Raw genomic sequence first — 19923 nt, forward strand, 5'->3', positions numbered from 1 at the left:
TGTGTCAAGCGGGCGGATAGTGCGGCCAAAGACAGGGGAGACCGGGGTATGGCAGCTTTGCCTTCAAGCGCGCGTGTGGTGATCATCGGCGGTGGGGCGGTGGGGGCATCTGCCTTGTATCATCTGGCGCTGGCCGGATGGACGGATTGCGTTTTGCTGGAGAAAAACGAGCTGACCGCCGGCAGCACATGGCATGCGGCGGGCAATGTGCCGACGTTTTCGGCAAGCTGGTCGATCATGAACATGCAGCGCTATTCGGCCAGTCTGTACCGTGATCTGGGAGAGCGGGTCGGCTATCCGATGAATTACAATGTTACCGGGTCGGTGCGTCTGGGCCACAGTGCGGAGCGGCTGCTGGAATTTCGCCGCGTGGCGGGCATGGGGCGCTATCAGGGGATGGATCTGGACATTCTGGGCCCAGGAGAGATTCACTCGCGCTATCCTTTTTTGGAAACGCATGATCTGACGGGCGCGCTGTATGATCCATACGACGGCGATATTGACCCTGCGCAGTTGACGCAGGCGCTTGCCAAGGGCGCCCGCGACATGGGCGCACATGTGGAGCGCTTCTGCCCGGTGACAGCGGCGCGCTGGACCGGGTCGGAGTGGGTGCTGACCACGCCAAAGGGCGAGATCCGGGCCGAATATGTGCTGAATGCGGGCGGCTATTACGCGGCCGAAGTGGGTCGCATGTTCGGCCGCCGGGTGCCGATGATGGTGATGAGCCATCAGTATATGCTGTTCGACGCCATCCCCGAGCTGGAAGCATGGACGAAGGAAGTCGGCCACAAGCTGCCGCTGTTGCGCGATGTGGATTCGTCTTATTACCTGCGGCAGGAAAAGATGGGCTTCAACCTTGGCCCTTATGAAAACACCTGCCGCGCGCATTGGGCCACGCCCGATGATCCAATGCCGGAGGATTTCAGCTTTCAGCTTTTCCCCGATGATCTGGAGCGGCTGGAGTTCCAGATCTCGGACGCAATGGCGCGGGTGCCGTTGCTGGCCGAGGCCAAGCTGCAAAAGGTGATCAACGGGCCGATCCCCTATACGCCCGATGGCAACCCGCTGATCGGGCCGATGCCGGGTGTGCCCAATGCGTTCGAGGCGGCGGTGTTCACCTTTGGCATCTGTCAGGCGGGCGGTGCGGGCAAGGTGCTGGCCGAATGGGTGACCCAAGGGGCGACCGAGTGGGATATGTGGTCATGCGATCCGCGCCGATTTACCGGTTTTGAGGATCACGATTACTGCGTTGCCAAGGGGATGGAGGTTTACGGCCACGAATATGCTATCCATTTTCCGCATCATGTCTGGCCCGAAGGCCGGATGAAGAAAACCAGCGCCGTGCATGACCGGGTGGCGGTTCTGGGGGCGCAGTTTGGCCCTTACAACGGCTGGGAGCGCGCACTTTGGTATGCGGGCGAGGGCGATGATAGCTCTGAGGCGGCGCAACGCACATGGCGCCGTGAGGGCCCGTGGTTTAGGGCGGTCAAGGCCGAGTGCGAGGCGGTGCGCGATGCCTGCGGTATTCTGGACCTGCCGGGCTTTTCACGCTTTGCCATTAAGGGGCCGGGGGTGGCTGACTGGCTGGGCGCACAGATCACAGGGCGGGTGCCGGGGGTGGGTCGCCTCGGGCTGGCCTATTTCGCGGATGACAAGGGGCGGATCGTCACGGAGATGTCGGTCGCCCGCATCGCCGAGGATGAACTCCTGCTGATTACGGCCGCGACCGCACAAGAGCATGACAAGGCGTGGCTGGTCCGGCATCTGGCGCCGGGCCTGGTGCTGAGCGACCACAGCGCCGAATGGAGCACGCAGATCCTGACCGGTCCAAAGGCGCGCGATGTGCTGCGAGCGGTGACAGACGCTGACCTGTCGCGGCCCTGGCTGACGTGGCAGGAGGCAACGATCGCAGGGGCCGGGGTGATGCTGATGCGGGTCAGCTTTGCTGGCGAGCTGGGCTGGGAGATTCACAGCCGCGTGGCGGACACTGCGATGGTCTGGGATGCTGTCTGGGCGGCAGGGCAAGCCCATGGTCTGCGCCCGTTTGGCATGTTCGCGCTGAACTCTTTGCGCATTGAAAAGGGATATCGCGCCTGGAAGGGTGACCTTTCGACGGATTACACGGTGCTGCAAGGCGGGCTGGAGCGGTTTGTCGACTGGGCCAAGCCCGATTTCCGAGGGCGCGCGGCTTTGGCGGCGGAAAAGCAGGCGGGGGTGACGAAGCGCTTTGTCACCTTGCGGGTGGCGGCAGGCGAATTGGACCCGCCCTACATGTCGACGATCTGGCACGGCGGTGCCGTGGTTGGGGAAACCACCAGCGCTTATTGGGGCCACCGGGTGGGCGCGTGCCTTGCACTAGGGATGCTGCGGGCCGATTTGTGCGCGCCGGGCACAGAGGTGGAGGTCGAGGTGTTCGGGGAGAGGCTGGCGGCACAGGTGCTGCCTGACGCGCCGGTTTGGGATGCAACGAACGCGCGTTTGCGCGGCTGACAGGGTGGACCGGGGGTTTCACACCCCCGGACCCCCGTGGGATATTTGGGAACAGAAAATGGGGTTTGACGTGGGATTGCCGGACAAGGCGCGGGCGGTGGTGATCGGGGGCGGCATCTCGGGCTGTTCGGTGGCCTATCATCTGGCAAAGGCCGGTTGGTCGGATGTGGTGCTGTTGGAGCGCAAGCGGCTGACATCGGGCACCACCTGGCATGCGGCGGGCTTGATCGGGCAGTTGCGGGCGAGTGCCAACATGACGCGGCTCGCGCGGTATTCGGCGGAGCTTTATGTCGGGCTGGAGGCGGAGACCGGCATTGCCACGGGGATGCGGCAGGTGGGCAGCATCTCGATGGCGCTGACGGCGGACCGGATGGAGGAGTTGCGGCGTCAGGCCACCATGGCGCGGATCTTTGGCGTGGATGTGGAGGAGGTGTCGCCAACTGCGATCAAGGCGATGTATCCGCATCTGAACGTGTCGGATGCGGTTGGCGGGGTGCATCTGCCCCTGGACGGGCAGTGCGATCCGGCCAATATCGCGATGGCGCTTGCACGCGGCGCACGGATGCGCGGGGCGATGATTGCCGAAGGGGTGCTGGTGGAGCGCGTCACCGTGGCGAACGGCCGGGTGACCGGGGTGGATTATGCGGGGCCGGAGGGGCCGGGGCACATCGCAGCCGATGTGGTGATCAATTGCGGCGGGATGTGGGGGCGTGATCTGGCAGCGCAGAATGGCGTGACGGTGCCGCTGCATGCCTGCGAGCATTTCTATCTGGTGACCGAACCGATTTCCGGGCTTGGCCATCTGCCGGTGCTGCGGGTGCCCGATGAATGCGCCTATTACAAATCCGACGCCGGCAAGATGATGCTGGGCGCATTTGAGCCAAAGGCCAAGCCCTGGGGCATGGGTGGCATCCGCGCAGATTTCGAGTTCGACACGCTGCCTGAGGATTGGGACCATTTTCAGCCGATCCTTGAGGCCGCGATGGAGCGGATGCCATTGTTCCAGAGTGCGGGGATTCACACGTTTTTCAATGGACCGGAAAGCTTTACCCCCGATGACCGCTATTACCTTGGCGAAGCGCCGGAGGTTGCGGGGTATTGGGTGGCGGCTGGATATAATTCCATTGGTATTGCCTCCAGTGGTGGGGCGGGGATGGCCTTGGCGCATTGGATTACGGAAGGGGAACCTCCGTTTGATCTGTGGGAGGTGGATATCCGCCGCGCCCAGCCGTTTCAGAAAAACCGCCAGTATTTGCGCGAAAGGGTAAGCGAGACGCTGGGTCTTTTGTATGCCGATCACTACCCTTACCGCCAGATGGCGACCAGCCGGGGGATACGCCGCAGCCCGCTGCATGACGCCCTTGCCGTACGCGGCGCGGTGTTTGGCGAGGTGGCAGGATGGGAGCGGGCGAACTGGTTTGCCGATGAAGGGCAGACGCGGGAGTATCAGTATGGTTGGGGCCGCGCGAACTGGTGGGGCAACCAGCGGGCCGAACATACGGCGGTGCGGGAGGGTGTCGGCCTGTTCGACATGACCAGCTTTGGCAAGATCCGGGTTGAGGGGCGCGACGCGTGCGCGTTTCTTAACCGGGTCTGCTCGGCGCAGATGGATGTGGCAGCGGGGCGCATCGTTTATACCATGATGCTGAACGGCAAGGGCGGCATCGAGGCCGATCTGACGGTGACGCGGCTGAGCGAGACCGCGTTCCTGCTGGTGGTGCCGGGGGCGACGCTGGCGCGTAATCTTGCATGGCTTCGGGCGCATTTGGCGGATGATTTCGTCGTTGTCACCGATGTGACGGCGGGCGAGGCCGTGCTGTGTCTGATGGGGCCGGGCGCGCGCGATGTGATGGGGCGGGTGAGCCCGCAGGATTTTACCAATGCAAGCCACGCCTTTGGGCAGGCGCGCGAGATCGAGATCGGCATGGGATTGGCCCGCGCGCACCGGGTGTCTTATGTGGGCGAGCTTGGCTGGGAGATCTATGTGCCTACCGATCAAGCGGCACATGTGTTCGAGACGCTGGTCGCGGCCGCCCCCGAGATGAAGCTGTGCGGGCTGCATGCCCTGGACAGTTGCCGGATCGAGAAGGCCTATCGCCATTGGGGCCATGACATCACCGATGAGGATCATGTGCTGGAGGCGGGGCTTGGCTTTGCCGTCAGCCGCAAGAAGGCCGATTTTCTTGGGCGCGATGCGGTGCTGGCGCGTGAGGACGCGGGGGTGCGGCGGCGGATGGTGCAGTTTCTGGTGCGCGACCCGGAGGCGATGATTTTTCACAACGAGGCGATCGTGCGCGACGGGCAGATTGTGGGGCCGGTCACGAGCGGTAACTATGGCCACGCTCTGGGGGGATGTGTCGGGCTGGGCTATGTGCCTTGCGCGGGGCAAAGCGAGGCCGATGTGCTGGCGTCCACCTATGAGATCGAGATTGCCGGGCGGCGGTTTAAGGCAGAGGCGTCTTTGGTGCCGCTGTATGATCCGATGTCGGGACGAATGCGTGCGTGACGGGCGGCGTGCCCCTGAGGATGGTTTTGAACAGAAAATGAGGGCAGAGCGATGACGGATCTGGGTGAGCTGTGTGAGCCCTCGCGGGCGCGGCGGTCGGGGGGACGGGGGGCGCGGGTGGCTTTGCGCTCGGCGCCCTTGTCGGATGCAATGCGGCCCATTCGGCCCGGCATGCCGGGGGGACAGTATCGGCCGCTGACTGATGCCGGGATGGCGCGGATCCATCAGGCGGCTTTGCAGGCGCTGGAGGAAATCGGCCTTTCGCAGGCGCCGCCCTCGGGGGTGGAGGTGATGACAGCCGCCGGGGCCATTCAGGGCAATGACGGTCGGTTGCGCTTTCCGCGCGCGCTGGTCGAGGACATGTTGAATGTGGCGGCGCGTGACATCACGCTGTTTGCCCGTGATCCGCGCCATGACCTGCATCTGACCGGAACCAATGTGCATTACGGCACGGCGGGGGCGGCGGTGCATATCGTGGATCCGTTCACGCTGGAATATCGCGATTCAACCGCGCAGGATCTGTATGATGCGGCGCGGTTGGTGGATAATCTGGACAACATCCACTTTTACCAGCGCACCATGGTGTGCCGCGATGTGATTGATAACCGCGACATGGACCTGAACACGCTGTACGGCAGCCTTTCGGGCACGGCAAAGCATGTGGGCACCTCGTTCAGCGATCCGTCGCATGTGGCTGATTGCTTTGATCTGCTTTACATGGTGGCGGGCGGCGAGGAAAAGTGGCTGGAGCGGCCGTTTGTCAGCAATTCCAACTGCTTTGTCGTCCCACCAATGAAGTTTGCCGAGGAATCCTGCATCACGATGGAGGATTGCATCCGGCGCGGCATGCCGATGCTGCTGCTGTCGGCGGGGCAGGCGGGGGCGACGGCGCCCGCGCCGATTGCGTTGACCATTGTGCAGGCGGTGGCCGAGTGTCTGGCGGGCGTGGTCTATGCCAATTCCATCAGACCGGGCGCGCCTTGCATCTTTGGCACCTGGCCTTTTGTCAGCGATCTGCGGACCGGGGCGATGTCGGGGGGCAGTGCCGAGCAGGCCTTGCTGACGGCGGGCTGTAGTCAGATGCACAAGTTCTATGGCCTGCCCGGCGGCGCTGCCTCGGGCATTTCCGACAGCAAGCTGCCCGACATGCAAGCCGGGTGGGAGCAGGGCATCACCAACGTGCTTGCGGGTCTGTCGGGGCTGAACATGTGCTACGAGGCGGTGGGGATGCATGCCAGCCTGCTGGGGTTCTGTCTGGAAAGCCTTGTGCTGGGCGATGATCTGTTGGGGCAGGCGATGCGCTGTGTGCGCGGCATTGATGTGACCGAGGACAGCACCAGCATCGAGGCTATGAAAGAGGTCTGCCTTGGTGGGCCGGGTCATTACCTTGGGTCGGACCAGACCCTGCGGCTGATGCAGACCGAATACATCTATCCGGCTGTTGGCAACCGGATGAGCCCAAAGGAATGGAACGAGGCGGGCAAGCCTTTGCTGCTGGAAAAGGCGCTGGAGCGCAAGAATGCGATCCTTGCCAAAGCAGGCAGTCGGATAGATCCCGAGATTGATGCGGCGATCCGGGCAAAATACGCGATGCATTTCCGGTGAGTGTGGTCCAGAAGCGGGAGGAGCAGGGCATGAAGATCGGCTATATCGGGCTGGGCAATCTGGGCGGGCATATCGCGGCCAGTCTGATCCGCGCAGGGTATGAGGTGGTGGTCTATGACCGCGACCCGGCCCTTGGCGACAGGCATCGCGCCATGGGGGCAGGTGTGGCCGACAGCCCCGCCGATCTTGCGGCGCAGGTGGACCATGTCTTTACCTGCCTGCCATCGCCCGCCGTGTCAGAAGCGGTACTGACGCAGGTTCTGACCACCGCACGGCCTGGCATGACCTGGGTGGAAAACTCTACCCTTGGCCGCGACGATGTGGTGCTGCTTGCAGGTCTGGCGCAGGCCGCAGGTCTGCGGATGCTGGAAGCCCCGGTGACGGGCGGCGTGCATCTGGCGGCGCGGGGGGAAATCACTGTGTTGGTGGGCGGCGACGTTGACCTGCTCGACCTGCACCGCGCCGCCCTTATGGCAATTGGCAACCGGCTGTTCCATATGGGGCCGTTGGGATCGGCGGCGGTGATCAAGGTCATCACCAATATGCTGGCCTTCATCCATCTGGTCGCTGATGGCGAGGCGCTGATGCTTGCACGCCGCGGCGGCCTGGATCTCAAAACGGCGTGGGAGGCAATTGCCGCGTCATCCGGCAGCAGTTTCGTTCACGAGACCGAGGGCCAGCTGATCCTGAACGGCAGCTATGACATTGCCTTTACCATGGACCTTGCGCTGAAGGATCTGGGGTTTGCCATGGGTTTCGGGCAGGAATTCGGTGTGCCGCTGGATCTGGCGGGGCAGACCATGCAAACCTTTGTCAAAGGCCGCGCGGCCTATGGTGGGGCAGCGCAATCGACGCAGATCGTCAAACTGTTGGAAGACGCGCTTGGCACTGATCTGCGCGCCGAGGGCTTTCCGGCCCGGCTGGAATAAATAGGGGCGCTCCCCCCGGAATATTTCAGCCAGGATGAATAATGGACTATGGCGCATTCATCTTGGTAAAAATACTCCTGCCGGAGACACCCGTCCTGTCAGCCCGCGCTAACGCCAGATCGGGTTGGACCAGGCCTTTTTGCCCGCCGCATCCATCAGCGTAACGCGCAGCCAAGGGCTGTCGCCAAACCGTGTCAGGTCCAGCTTTGGCGTGGTCATCGAATGGCCATGCACGGCGCGGGCGGCTGTACCCTGGCCTTGCACGATCATGGCCGCGACGGCCGAGCTTTCCACCTCGATCCGATCATCAAACAGGCGGATGTCGCGCAGTTCCGGTCCTTGGCTTGAATAGAAGTCGCCGGATTTGAGGGCGGCAAGCAGGGCTTCGGGGGTATTCTCGGGCGACTTGACCATGACCCAGCCGCCGAAATGGTCAGGTTCGTAAAAATGGGCGTCGTCGGTGGCGATCATGGTCAGGCGGCGGCCTTCAGACAGCAAAAGGTCGGCGATGGCCGCGCCGTCGGGGCGGTCGCAGCCCATGGCGCAACCGTGGTTGTAGATCTCGACCGCATGGGCTGCGGTGATGCCACGCGCATCCGCCAGCGTCAGGCCCGACCATTGCGGGTGGGCGACGGCAACGAAGGCCCCGGCGGCGACGGCGCGGGCGGCAAGTTCGGCGCCGGTTTCCTGCCCTTCGACGGGGTGGAAGTCGGGGCTGTGCGAGGGCGCGAAATCGGTCGGCAGGCCGACGGCGAGGATATGCCACAACTCGCCATTTGCCATCGCGCCGGAATGGAGTTCCGCACCCAGAATGGTCGTGAAGTCTTCTGTACGATACGGCTGTGTATCGACGATGGGATAGTCGTAGGCGCCGACGAAATGATCGGTCAGAGCCAAAAAGTCATATCCCTCGGCCCGGTAGCGGCGGCAGACCTCTTCGGGCAACAGCACGCCATCGGACCTGGTGGAATGGGTATGCAGATTGCCGCGCCAGAAACGGCCGGGCGCGGTGAAGGCAGTGGGGCGGTGCATGGGGGGCATCCTGAAATTGCATAGGCCCCGGCACGCTAGCCGGGGCCTGTGACGCTGGCAAGACGCCGTTTTAGCCCAGTGTCACCAACGCGTGCCGCTTTTTCCCTGCGGTCAGCTTCAATGGCTCGGCCAGATCGCCCGCGCCGTAGCGCAGGGCGCTGTCGGTCACGATATCATCATTCACCTTTGCCCCACCTTCCGCGATCAGGCGCTTGGCATCCTTGCCGCTTGCTGAAAGCCCCGCGCGCACGAACAGTTGCACGATACCGATGCCGTCGGCCATTTCCTCTGGCGACAGGGTAACGGTGGGCAGATCGTCGCCGATGCCGCCCCGCTCAAACACCTCACGTGCGGTGGCCTCTGCCGCCGCTGCCGCGTCTGCCCCATGCAGAAGTGTTGTCACCTCATTGGCGAGGATGATCTTGGCGGCGTTGATCTCTGACCCTTGCAACGCGCCCAAACGGTCACATTCCTCCAGCGGGAGTTCGGTGAACAGCTTGAGAAAGCGCCCGACATCGGCATCGGTTGAGTTGCGCCAGAATTGCCAGAATTCATAGGGGGCCAGCATCGCGCCGTTCAGCCAGACCGCGCCATTGGCTGATTTGCCCATCTTGCGCCCGTCAGATGTGGTCAGAAGCGGCGTGGTCAGGCCGTAGACCTCATGATCGACCACGCGACGCGTCAGATCGACGCCGTTGACGATATTGCCCCATTGATCTGACCCGCCCATCTGCAAAAGACAACCGTAGCGGCGGTTGATTTCAAGGAAATCATAGGCCTGCAGGATCATGTAGTTGAATTCGAGGAAGGACAGCGATTGTTCGCGATCCAGCCGGGACTTCACGGAATCGAACGACAGCATCCGGTTTACGCTGAAATGCCGCCCGATGTCACGCAGGAACTCCAGATAGTTCAGATGATCCAGCCATTCGGCATTGTTGAGCATGATAGCATCGGTCGGCCCGTCGCCATAGGCGAGGTAGCGGGCAAAGACCTGCTGCATCCCGGCGATGTTCTCGTCGATCTTCGCGGCGGTCAGCAGCGGGCGTTCTTCGGCGCGGAACGACGGATCGCCCACCTTGGTGGTGCCGCCGCCCATCAGGGTGATCGGCTTGTGGCCGCATTTCTGCAACCAGCGCAGCACCATGATGTTCAAAAGGTGCCCCACATGCAGCGACGCCGCGGTGGCATCATAGCCGATATAGGCCGGCACGACCCCCTTCAGAAACGCCTCGTCCAGCGCCTGATAATCCGTGCAATCGGCCAGAAAGCCACGGGTCATCATCACGCGCATGAAATCTGATTTCGGATGGTAGGTCATAGCGTCCTCGTGTCATAGACTTCGGGGGGTATAGCGGGCGTGCGGGGGCTTGGAAAGATGCGAGTATCGGGACCGGTCTGGGCTTTGGGGGCGATGTCTGGCACCTCGCTTGACGGGGTGGATGCGGGAATGGTGCTCACCGATGGCCATACCATCACCGAGTTCGGGCCAGACGCTTACCGGGCCTACACACAGGCCGAACGTGCGGTGATCCGCGCGGGCTTTGGCCACTGGCCGGGTGATCCGGGCGTAGAGGCGGCTGCCGAAGTGGTAGAGGCCGCCCATGCCGAGGTACTGGCGCGCTTTACCGGGGCCGAGGTGGTGGGTTTCCATGGCCAGACGCTGGCGCATGATCCGCGTGGACGTGGCACGCATCAGGCCGGAAATGGTGCGCTGCTGGCGGATGTGCTGGGCTGCCCCGTGGTGTGGGATTTCAGGTCAAACGATGTGCAGATGGGCGGGCAGGGCGCGCCACTGGCCTCGTTCTTTCACCACGCCTGCGCCCGCTACGCCGGGTTGACAGAGCCTGTGGCGTTCCTGAACCTTGGTGGGGTAGGCAACCTGACATGGGTTGATCCGGGTCTGTCGCGGCCCGATGAGCCCGGCGCGCTTCTGGCTTTTGACACCGGGCCTGCGAATGCGCCGATCAATGATCTGATGCTGGCGCGGCGCGGCGTGGCACAAGACGAGGGCGGGGCGCTTGCCGCTTCGGGCACGGTGGATGAGGCGGTGGTCGCGGCTTTCCTGAACCACCCCTATTTCTTCAAGATGCCGCCAAAATCCTTGGACCGGAACGATTTTCCGGCGCTGCTTTCTGCTGTGGCGTATGTGTCCGATGCTGATGCTGCGGCGACCCTGACTGCCTGTGCTGCGGCAGCGGTTGCGCGTGGGGCCGAGCATTTTCCTGCCCCCGTCGCGCGCCTGTTCGTCTGTGGCGGCGGGCGGCACAACGGCGCGATGATGGCGCAGCTTTCACAGCGGCTTGGTCTTGTGGCCGAACCGGTAGAAGCGATCGGTCTGAACGGCGATATGCTCGAGGCGCAAGCCTTTGCCTATCTGGCGGTGCGGGTGCTGCGGGGCCTGCCCACCAGCGCGCCCGCCACCACCGGGGTTCCGGCGGCGGTCGGGGGCGGGAAAGTCAGTCGGCCATAGGGGCTTCTGGCAGGCGCCGGGCGGCCTCTTTGCGGGCAAAGGTCTTCAGCCCAAGACCGGGACCATCCATGAACTCGGCCGCGCGGGCGGGGTCGTGCTTTGACAGCACCCCCAGCCAGTCGGCAATCGCCTTTTGGATAAACCAGTTGCGGTCGGGAACCAGATGTTCTGCCCAGACCAGCCCGGTTTCGCGGATGTCGTAATCTGCGTCTTTCAGGTTGTTCATCTTGGCCCATGGCAGCAGCATCAGCAGACTTGCGCGGCGCACCCAATGGTTTTCGCTCTCTACCCATTGTTCCAGATCGGCCAGCCGGGCCGGGTCGGCCACCACCCGCTTTTGCCCGGCGGTCGTGACCAGATCGGCCAGCGCCCAGACGTCAAGCTGGTCCACCCAGTCGCAGATCACTGCCCACGCCCGGTCATCCGGGCGCAGCCGTGCCTGTGTCAGCAGCTTGGCGGCCGCCACGCGAGCATCATGCACATCGGTGTTCCACAAGCCTTCGGCCAATGACACCCGGCCCTCGACCGAGAGATCGGCGCGCCATGTGGCGACATGTTCGTCGATTTGCGCCGGGGTCAGTCCCAGATAGCGCCGGCCCGCCTCGGGCGGGGCCTTGTGATACTCTGCGGCCTCGGCCGCCTTTGCCGGATCGGTCAGCGCTTCAAGTGCCTCAAGGGCTTGATACGGGGTCATTCCACTGTCACCGATTTGGCCAGATTACGTGGTTGGTCCACATCGGTCCCCTTTGCTATGGCGGTGTGATAGGCCAGCAATTGTGCTGGCACGGCGTAAAGGATCGGCGCGAAAATCGCATCGACAGCGGGCATCGCAAGGCTTGCCCAAACGCCAGAGCCAGCCTCGGCCAGACCAGCGGCGTCTGAGATCAGCAGCACCTTGCCATTGCGCGCCATCACCTCTTGCATGTTCGACACGGTCTTGTCGAACAGGGCATCGCGCGGGGCCAGAACAATGACCGGCACATCCGCGTCAATCAGCGCAATGGGGCCGTGTTTCAGTTCACCCGATGCATAACCTTCGGCGTGTATATAGCTGATTTCTTTCAGTTTAAGCGCGCCTTCCAGTGCCATCGGATACATCGGGCCGCGGCCCAGAAATAAAATATCCTGCGCGCGGGCCAGATCTTCGGCAAGCTTTGCAATTTCACCCGACTGACCAAGGGCGTGGTTCATCAGCCCCGGCAGCGCATGCAGTGATTCCAGATGGCGGCCAAGGGCCTGCGTATCCAGCCGGCCACGGTCCACCCCTGCCTTCAGCGCCATCAGCGCCAGCACCATCAGTTGCGACGTGAACGCCTTGGTAGAGGCCACGCCCACCTCTACCCCGGCCATGATCGGCAGCGTCAGATCAGACTCGCGTGCGATGGACGATGTGGGCACATTGACCACCGACACCACCTTTGCCACCCGCTCGCGTGCATAGCGCAAGGCGGCCAGAGTATCCGCGGTCTCGCCTGACTGGCTGACGAACACCGCCCATTGCTTTGGCGAAAGGGGCGGCTCACGGTAGCGGAATTCTGACGCGATATCGATGTCGCAAGGCAGACCCGCAAGCTGTTCGAACCAGTATTTCGCAACATGGCAGGCATAAGACGCCGTGCCACAGGCGACCAGAACAATGCGGTCCACCCCGGTAAAATCAACACCTTCGGGCAGGTGTAGGGCGGGGTTCACCCCGCCGCGCGTATAGTGTCTCAGGCCATCGGCCAGAACCACCGGCTGTTCCGCGATCTCCTTCGCCATGAAATGCTTGTAGCCAGCCCGGTCGATGCGCGTTGCGTCAATCTGGATGCGGGTTTCCGCCCGATTGGCACGGCGGTCGTGATCGTCAAAGATTTCAGCGCCTTGCCGGGTAATGATCGCCCAGTCGCCTTCTTCCAGATAGGTGATACGGTCGGTCATTGGCGCCAAGGCAATCGCGTCAGACCCCACAAACATCTCACCCGTGCCATGGCCAATCGCCAAAGGGCTGCCCTTGCGCGCGGCGATCAGCAAATCAGACTCGCCATCAAACAAGAAGCACAGCGCAAAGGCCCCGTGCAGGCGTTTGAGGGTCTGGCGCGCGGCCTCAACCGGAGTGGCGCCACCATCCATCGCCTGTTGTACCAGCAGGGCGATGGTTTCGGTGTCGGTCTGGCTTTCTTGTGCATAGCCCGCGCCCGCCAGCTCCTCGCGCAGCTCGCGGAAATTCTCGATGATGCCGTTATGTACGACCGCAACCGGACCTGCCTTGTGCGGATGGGCGTTGATCACCGTTGCCGCTCCATGGGTGGCCCAACGGGTGTGCCCGATCCCGGATTTTCCGGCCAAAGGCTCATGCACCAACAGGTCCGACAGGTTCACCAGCTTGCCCACCGCGCGGCGGCGGTCCAGCTTTGTGCCGTTCACCGTGGCAATGCCCGCTGAGTCATACCCACGATATTCCAGCCGTTTCAGCGCTTCGACCAGCAGGGGGGCAACTTCGTGATTGCCCAGAACACCAACAATTCCACACATGGGATTATCCTTTGGCCTTTGCGGCCTTGATGGCGCGCAGTCGCGCAAAAAGTTTGGCAGCAAGGCCGGGTTTGTTCACTTGTTTGGCACGGCTGATCGCAAGCGCCTCGGCCGGCACATCTTCGGTTATGACCGAGCCAGAGGCGGTCAGTGCGCCATCGCCCACGCTTACCGGGGCGACCAGCATGGTATCGGATCCGATAAAAGCATTCTTGCCGATCCGGGTTCGGTGCTTCATCACGCCATCATAATTGCAAGTAACGGTGCCCGCGCCAATGTTGGTATGCTCGCCAATATCCGCGTCACCGATATAGGTTAGGTGGCCGACCTTTACCCCCTCATCCAGAATGGCGTTCTTGATCTCGACGAAGTTGCCGACATGCACATCTTCGGCCAACTCGGCACCGGGGCGCAGGCGGGCGAAGGGGCCGACAGTGGCCCCCCGGCTGATATGGCAGCCCTCCAGATGGCAAAAGCCCTTGATCTCCGCACCTGATTCCACGGTGACGCCGGGGCCGAAAATCACGTTGGGGCCGATGATGGCATCGCGGCCCACCACGGTATCAAGGCCAAAGAACACCGTTTCAGGCGCGGTCAGGGTGACGCCGTTTTCCAGCGCCTCGGCGCGGGCGCGGGTTTGAAAAGCGCGCTCGGCATCGGCCAGTTGAATCCTTGTGTTCACGCCAAGGGTTTCATCCTCGGGGCAGATTACCACACCCGCCGACAACCCGCGTTTGCGGGCAAGTTCGGGTAGGTCGGTCAGGTAATATTCGCCCGCCGCGTTGGCATTGCCCACTTCGCCCACAAGGCTGAACATCAGTTTGGCATCGGCAAATATGACGCCTGAATTGCAAAGGCTTATTGCGCGTTCCTCATCGGAGGCATCTTTGTATTCGACAATCTTGAGCAGCGAGTCCCCATCAGCCAACAGCCGGCCATAGCGTCCAGGATCGGCGGCGTGAAAGCCCAGCACAACAATGGCATGGCGGGCGCGGGCGGCCTGCATCGCTTGAAGTGTTTCGGGGCGCACAAGCGGGGTGTCGCCATACAGTACAATCACATCGCCCGATGCATCGGCCAGCAGGGGGGCTGCTTGGGCAACCGCGTGGGCGGTGCCCAACTGTTCTGCCTGCACCACCGTCAGCGCGTCTTCGTCAAAGGCAAGCGTTGCGCGCGTCACGGCGTCGCCGCCGTGGCCCGTTACCACCACCACCCGCTCTGGCCCAAGGCTGCGGCCCGCCTGCATGGCGTGGTGAAGCAAAGGGCTGCCTGCCATATGGTGCAGCACCTTGGGCAGGTCGGAATTCATCCGTGTGCCCTGACCTGCTGCCAGAATGACCAAAGATACCGGCATGCTGCCCCTTTCTTTCTTGGTTCCCCCGTTTTACCCATGGCACACTGGGCCGCAAGGGCCGTGTTCCTCACGCAAGGTTACAATCAATGCGCACAGTGGTTTTCGATCTCGATGGCACCTTGGCAGATACCAGCGGCGATCTTCTGGCCGCTGCCAATGCCTGCTTTCGGGGTTTGGGCCATGGCGACCTGCTGGGTCCGGGGGATGCGCTGTGCGCGTTCCATGGCGGGCGGGCCATGCTGCGGCTGGGCTTTTCACGACTGGGTGCGTTTGATGACGCGATGATCGATGCGCAATACCCGGTGCTGCTCGACGCCTATGCGCAGGCGATTGATGTGCATACCACGCTGTACCCCGGCGCAGTTGCTGCGGTCGAGGCCCTGCGCCGGAACGGATTTGCGGTGTCGATCTGCACCAACAAGCCCGAAGGTCTGGCCGAGGAACTGACACTTCGCCTTGGCATTCGCGGGCTGTTCGGGGCGTTGATCGGGGCCGATACCCTGCCCACCCGCAAACCCGACCCCGCGCCCTATATCGCGGCGGTTGAGCAGGTGGGCGGCATCGTGGGCCGGTCCATGCTGATCGGGGATACGGATACCGACCGCAAAACCGGCCTTGCGGTCGGGGTTCCGGTCGCGCTGGTCACCTTTGGGCCAGAGGGGCGCAGCATTGAACGCTTGGCGCCCGAAGCCCTTTTGGACCATTTCGACGACCTGCCAGAGCTTGCAGCCCGGATGCTGCGCTGATCCTCACCGTAAAAAGGCGCTGCGGCACCATCTTGCAGTAGCGTTATATTCTTTGACCAATTGCTCCAGCGTCCGGCTTGTCATGATGCGTTCAAACCGCTGCACCATGGCGCGGCGGCGCTGGTCTTCACTCCCCGGCACCTGATCCAGGATCACAAGGGCGGCACGCTGCGCATTGTCGCGGGTGTTGCGAGAGATTTCGCCGATGTCATAAAGCTCGGTCGAGACGATGAAGAGCATTGCCGCACAGTGCAGCGCCTGCGCCGCCCGTCCTTCGATCACCAGATCTGCCTGAGCAGTCTGGCCGAATGACAGCGCCAAAAGGATGGCGGCACATAGATTACGCATTGGGGGATTCCTTTTTTCTGAACGCTACCGTGCCATAGCGTCACGCCCGCGCCAAGCCATTGACGACCTGCACTTTGCGCAGCATGGTCTCTAGGATGGAGCGATTTACCGGAAGTTTCACCCAGCAAGAGCCGATCCCCGAAGAAGGGATAGCTGCGGCGTTGGATATTTTGCGCCATGGCCGCCTGCACCGCTACAACACGGCGGCGGGCGAAGTGTCGCCAACCGCGCTGCTGGAACAAGAGTTCGCGGAGTTCACCGGCGCGCGCTATTGCCTTGCGGTGGCCTCGGGCGGCTATGCCATGGCCACGGCCTTGCGGGCGGTGCAGGTCTGTCCCGGTGCGCCGGTCCTGACCAATGCCTTTACCCTTGCCCCGGTGCCGGGCGCGATTGCCAGCATTGGCGCGCGGCCGGTTTTCATCGAGACAACGCGAGATCTGACCATTGATTTCCCCCATCTGGAACAGATGGCCCGTGCAACGGGGGCGCAGGTTCTGGTTCTGTCGCATATGCGCGGGCATCTGTGTGACATGGATAGACTGATGACCTTGTGCAACAGTCTTGGGGTGCGCGTGATCGAGGATTGCGCGCATACGATGGGGGCCGCTTGGAACGGCGTGCCATCCGGGCGGCATGGGGTGATCGGCTGCTATTCGACGCAGACCTACAAGCACATGAACTCGGGCGAGGGCGGATTTCTGGTGACAGATGATGCCGGTCTTGCGGCGCGGTCTGTTTTGCTGTCGGGCAGCTACATGCTGTATGAGCGCCATCTTGCCGCCCCTCCGCCCGAGGTGTTCGAGGCGCTGCGGCTGGACGTGCCGAATGTCTCGGGGCGGATGGACAACTTGCGCGCGGCGATCCTGCGACCCCAGATAGCCCTGCTGCCCGATCGTGCCGCGCGCTGGACTGCGCTGTATCGTGTGATGGAACGGGGTTTGGATCAGACCAACGGTCTGCGCCTGATCCCGCGCCCGGAGCCAGAGGCGTTCGTGCCTTCCAGCTTTCAGTTCACCCTGCCGGGGTGGGATCCGGGCCGGGTGGCCGCACTGGTGGCGCGCTGTGCCGCGCGCGGGGTAGAGTTGAAATGGTTTGGTGCTCCAGATCCGGTTGGATTTACTAGCCGCTATGAGCATTGGCGCTACGCATCGCCCCAGTCCTTGCCGCAAACCGATGCCGTTCTGGCCGGGTTGATCGACTTGCGGCTGCCGCTGACATTCAGCCCCGAAGATGTGGCTTTGATCGCGCGGATCATCCGGGCCGAGGTTCTGGCCGTCGGGCAGGGCGAGATCGAGCGGGTGACGCTGGGGCAGATGGGGGACTGAAGCGGGCCTGCACCCGGTGCCGTGCCGCTGCGGCATAGCAGATTTCCCTATTGCTTCGGGGATTTGACGGCTAACCTTGGCTTGATTGATCCGGGGTGCACGCTGATGACTTCCGTCACTTTCACGATTCCGCATCTGGAAACCGAACGCCTTGTGCTGCGCGATTATCGCCAATCCGATTTCGCCGATTTCGCTGGGTTTTACGCCACCGAACGGTCGCGTTTCATCGGCGGCCCCTTGACGCCGGAACTGGCGTGGCGCGGATTGGCCACGCATCTGGGCCATTGGGCGTTGCGCGGCTATGGGTTCTGGGCGGTTGAGGAAAAGGCCACGGGCCGGTTTTGCGGTCATGTCGGGCTGTGGTTCCCCGAAGGCTGGCCCGAGCCCGAGGTGGGCTGGGTGATGATGGGCCATGCCGAAGGCCGGGGCATCGCGTTGGAGGCGGCCTTTGCCTCGCGCGCCCATGCCTATGGCCGCTTGGGCTGGCAAACGGCGATCAGCCTGATTGATCCGGGCAACATCCGGTCCATCCGCCTCGCTCAGCGCATGGGCTGCTGGCTTGAGGGCGATTTCACCCATGTGCGCCTTGGCCCGATGCAAGTCTGGCGTCACCCTGCGCCACAAGACCTTACTGATTAAAGACCAGCGACAGGAGCCGAAAATGACCCGCGCCAAAGCCGAACCGGTTGTGCATATCGACGATGACACCTTTCGGGTCACCGAATGGCGCTTTGCGCCGGGGGCGGAAACCGGCTGGCATGTGCATGGCCATGATTATGTGATCGTGCCGCTGACGGATGGCACCTTGGCGCTGGAAAACCCCGGCGGCGCACAGGCGCAGGCGCATTTGACCCAAGGTGTGCCCTATTCCCGGCGGACGGGGGTGGAACATAACGTCATCAACGCAGGTGCCGCCCCCTTGGCCTTTCTGGAGGTGGAAACCGTGCGCGACCATGCAGCCCATCAGCGGCGCGATGTGCTGGTGCGGTTCATGGCGGCGTGGAACGCGCGCGATGTGGACGCGCTGATGGATTGCATGGCGGCGGATTGCGCCTTTCACGCCTCGGCCGGGCCTTTGGCGCAAGGCACGCAGTATCAGGGCCGCGACGCCGTGCGCGCCGCCTATGCCGCGATGTTCGACCAGTTTCCACAAGCCGCATGGACCGAGGACCGTCACAGCGTGCTGGGAGAGATCGGTGTTTCGGAATGGCGCTTTGTCGGCACGGACCGGTCGGGGCGGCAGGTGGATGTTCAGGGCTGCGACCTGTTCCGGTTTGACGGCGACCTGATCGCGCTGAAGGATTCCTATCGCAAGGCCCGTACAGGCTAAACCGGCAGAGGCAAAGGCAGGTCCAGAAACCGCTGCATCGAGCGGGAAATATCCTCGGGGCGGTAGCCGCGCCCGATGAAGACGATGACGTTGTCGCTGCGCGCATCCCCTTGATCGGGCAGGATTTCCGGCGATTGCACTACCTTGCGGACGGTTTGCAACAGCAAGCGCCCGGCGGGCGTGCGCACCACGCCCTTGACGCGCACCAGATCCTCGCCGCGCGCATGTAGCAGCGCCGACAACCACACCGCAAACGACGCCCAGTCCAGCCCGTCTGGGATGTGAACCTGTGTCGGCTGAATCGGGCCGCGCACGTCATCGGGGCCAAGCGGCGGCAGGTCGGCGGGCAGGGTGCCGGGGGGCAGGGGGGGCAAGGCTACCTCGGCCCCCAGGACGCTGGCACTGACTGTCGCATGGCCGTTGAGCAGGCCTAGCGTTGCCCGCAGCCGTGCCAGATCGGCGGGGCCTGCCGCATCGGCCTTGGTCAGCACCAGATGATCCGCCGCCCCGATCTGCCGCCGCCCAAGGGGTTCGGTTGCCAGTTGCGCCAGCGCGTGCAGCGCATCCACTGCAACGATGGTGGTCTCGACCACGATATGATGCACCAGAACCGGGTCGGACTGGATCGCCGCCACAATCGAGCCGGGATCGGCAAGGCCGCTGGTTTCCAGAACCACCCGGTCCAGCCGGGGCGCATCGGCAGAAAGCCGGCTGCGCTGGTCGCACAGCGCCCGCAGCGCGTCGATCAGCGCCGCGCGCCCCGTGCAACAACAGCACCCCCCCGCCAGCAGGGTCATGCCCGATGCGCCCGACAGCAAGGCGTCGTCGACGGGAACCTCGGCGGCCTCGTTCACTATGACATGTACGCGCGGCCCAAAAGCCCCCACATGCAACTGATGGCGCAGCCATGTGGTCTTGCCCGACCCAAGATAGCCGCCCAGAAGCGTCAGCCGCAGGCGGGTGTCGGGCACGGGATCAGTCATTCAGATAGCGCGGGTCCAGCGGATCGATTTTGCGGCCCGCCAGGCGTTCGGCCTCTTGCCACAGATCCTCCAGCGTATCGACCATGGTGACAGCGCCCGACAAGGTGGAAAGCTGGATGCCCGGCACCGATCCGTCGTCATGCGCGGTCAGACCGTAGGGGCGCAGCACGTTGCGCAGCACAGCCGCACGGTGAAAGCGCGCGCGTAGCCGGTCGCCGGGGGTTGTCGTTCCGGCGTCCGTCCAGTGACCGGGGGCGGCGGGGTTGCCACAGGCATTGCACATGGGAT

17 protein-coding genes are annotated in these 19923 nt (G+C 63.3%); 9 read left to right on the forward strand and 8 right to left on the reverse strand.

Translation table 11 applies throughout. The features are described from left to right. Positions 1 to 48: 48 nt before the first annotated feature. The 4 genes from Q8K08_RS19155 to Q8K08_RS19170 are packed head-to-tail and all read left to right on the forward strand — an operon-like array spanning position 49 to position 7530. Complete coding sequence (locus Q8K08_RS19155; protein ID WP_305251326.1) at positions 49 to 2490, forward strand: FAD-dependent oxidoreductase; 2442 nt, start codon at positions 49 to 51, stop codon at positions 2488 to 2490. A gap of 58 nt (positions 2491 to 2548) precedes the next feature. Beyond that, positions 2549 to 4996 carry an FAD-dependent oxidoreductase gene (locus Q8K08_RS19160; RefSeq protein ID WP_305251328.1) on the forward strand — a complete coding sequence of 816 codons (2448 nt, stop codon included), beginning with the start codon at positions 2549 to 2551 and terminating at the stop codon, positions 4994 to 4996. 51 nt (positions 4997 to 5047) lie between these two features. After that, positions 5048 to 6601 carry a trimethylamine methyltransferase family protein gene (locus tag Q8K08_RS19165; RefSeq protein ID WP_305251330.1) on the forward strand — a complete coding sequence of 518 codons (1554 nt, stop codon included), beginning with the start codon at positions 5048 to 5050 and terminating at the stop codon, positions 6599 to 6601. Between the two features lie 2 nt (positions 6602 to 6603). After that, the gene (locus tag Q8K08_RS19170) at positions 6604 to 7530 is read left to right on the forward strand and encodes an NAD(P)-dependent oxidoreductase (protein ID WP_304804154.1); all 927 of its coding nucleotides are present in this window, start codon (positions 6604 to 6606) and stop codon (positions 7528 to 7530) included. Positions 7531 to 7638: 108 nt separating this feature from the next. Here the strand turns inward: Q8K08_RS19170 and Q8K08_RS19175 are convergent, their stop codons facing one another. Together Q8K08_RS19175 and tyrS are read right to left on the reverse strand one after the other, a co-directional pair. Then, positions 7639 to 8562, reverse strand: coding sequence for a CehA/McbA family metallohydrolase (locus Q8K08_RS19175; protein WP_305251332.1), 924 nt, complete (start codon positions 8560 to 8562; stop codon positions 7639 to 7641). 70 nt (positions 8563 to 8632) lie between these two features. Next, positions 8633 to 9883 (reverse strand): tyrosine--tRNA ligase, encoded by a 1251-nt coding sequence (tyrS, locus tag Q8K08_RS19180; RefSeq protein WP_305251333.1) that lies wholly within the window; start codon positions 9881 to 9883, stop codon positions 8633 to 8635. A gap of 57 nt (positions 9884 to 9940) precedes the next feature. Here tyrS and Q8K08_RS19185 point away from each other — a divergent pair, with 57 nt between their 5' ends. After that, on the forward strand, positions 9941 to 11035 hold the full coding sequence (locus Q8K08_RS19185; protein WP_305251335.1) for an anhydro-N-acetylmuramic acid kinase: 1095 nt from the start codon (positions 9941 to 9943) through the stop codon (positions 11033 to 11035). Here Q8K08_RS19185 and Q8K08_RS19190 read toward each other — a convergent pair. Genes Q8K08_RS19190 through glmU form a run of 3 tightly spaced genes read right to left on the reverse strand, consistent with a single transcriptional unit; the run spans position 11022 to position 14903 of the window. Continuing rightward, positions 11022 to 11729 (reverse strand): DNA alkylation repair protein, encoded by a 708-nt coding sequence (locus Q8K08_RS19190; RefSeq protein ID WP_304802486.1) that lies wholly within the window; start codon positions 11727 to 11729, stop codon positions 11022 to 11024. The genes Q8K08_RS19185 and Q8K08_RS19190 overlap by 14 nt on opposite strands. Next, complete coding sequence (gene glmS / locus Q8K08_RS19195) at positions 11726 to 13549, reverse strand: glutamine--fructose-6-phosphate transaminase (isomerizing) (protein ID WP_305251337.1); 1824 nt, start codon at positions 13547 to 13549, stop codon at positions 11726 to 11728. The genes Q8K08_RS19190 and glmS overlap by 4 nt, the downstream gene beginning before the upstream one ends. Positions 13550 to 13553: 4 nt before the next feature. Continuing rightward, positions 13554 to 14903, reverse strand: a complete 1350-nt coding sequence (glmU, locus tag Q8K08_RS19200; protein ID WP_305251339.1) for a bifunctional UDP-N-acetylglucosamine diphosphorylase/glucosamine-1-phosphate N-acetyltransferase GlmU — start codon at positions 14901 to 14903, stop codon at positions 13554 to 13556. Between the two features lie 86 nt (positions 14904 to 14989). Between glmU and Q8K08_RS19205 the strand changes: the two genes are divergently transcribed. Then, a complete protein-coding gene (locus tag Q8K08_RS19205) occupies positions 14990 to 15649 on the forward strand; it encodes an HAD family hydrolase (RefSeq protein WP_304802491.1) in 660 nt (219 codons plus the stop codon). Between the two features lie 3 nt (positions 15650 to 15652). Here the strand turns inward: Q8K08_RS19205 and Q8K08_RS19210 are convergent, their stop codons facing one another. Further along, positions 15653 to 15997 carry a hypothetical protein gene (locus tag Q8K08_RS19210; protein WP_304802492.1) on the reverse strand — a complete coding sequence of 115 codons (345 nt, stop codon included), beginning with the start codon at positions 15995 to 15997 and terminating at the stop codon, positions 15653 to 15655. Between the two features lie 95 nt (positions 15998 to 16092). Between Q8K08_RS19210 and Q8K08_RS19215 the strand changes: the two genes are divergently transcribed. The 3 genes from Q8K08_RS19215 to Q8K08_RS19225 all read left to right on the forward strand — a co-directional run bounded on the left by Q8K08_RS19215 (position 16093) and on the right by Q8K08_RS19225 (position 18652). Continuing rightward, positions 16093 to 17322 carry a DegT/DnrJ/EryC1/StrS aminotransferase family protein gene (locus tag Q8K08_RS19215; protein WP_304802494.1) on the forward strand — a complete coding sequence of 410 codons (1230 nt, stop codon included), beginning with the start codon at positions 16093 to 16095 and terminating at the stop codon, positions 17320 to 17322. Positions 17323 to 17427: 105 nt separating this feature from the next. Continuing rightward, positions 17428 to 17961, forward strand: coding sequence for a GNAT family N-acetyltransferase (locus Q8K08_RS19220; RefSeq protein WP_305251342.1), 534 nt, complete (start codon positions 17428 to 17430; stop codon positions 17959 to 17961). A gap of 22 nt (positions 17962 to 17983) precedes the next feature. After that, positions 17984 to 18652: a nuclear transport factor 2 family protein gene (locus tag Q8K08_RS19225; RefSeq protein ID WP_305251344.1), complete on the forward strand. Its 669-nt coding sequence runs from the start codon at positions 17984 to 17986 to the stop codon at positions 18650 to 18652. On the opposite strand, the gene Q8K08_RS19230 is transcribed toward Q8K08_RS19225, so the two are convergent. Both Q8K08_RS19230 and Q8K08_RS19235 read right to left on the reverse strand, forming a co-directional pair. Continuing rightward, entirely contained in the window at positions 18649 to 19635 is a 987-nt protein-coding gene (locus Q8K08_RS19230) for a GTP-binding protein (protein WP_305251346.1), read from the reverse strand. The two genes, Q8K08_RS19225 and Q8K08_RS19230, sit on opposite strands and share 4 nt — an antisense overlap. After that, positions 19628 to 19918 (reverse strand): hypothetical protein, encoded by a 291-nt coding sequence (locus Q8K08_RS19235; RefSeq protein WP_304797929.1) that lies wholly within the window; start codon positions 19916 to 19918, stop codon positions 19628 to 19630. Before Q8K08_RS19235 ends, Q8K08_RS19230 begins: the two co-directional genes overlap by 8 nt. Between the last annotated feature and the right edge of the window lie 5 nt (positions 19919 to 19923).

Source organism: Pseudotabrizicola sp., from assembly GCF_030684215.1.
GTDB lineage: Bacteria > Pseudomonadota > Alphaproteobacteria > Rhodobacterales > Rhodobacteraceae > Pseudotabrizicola.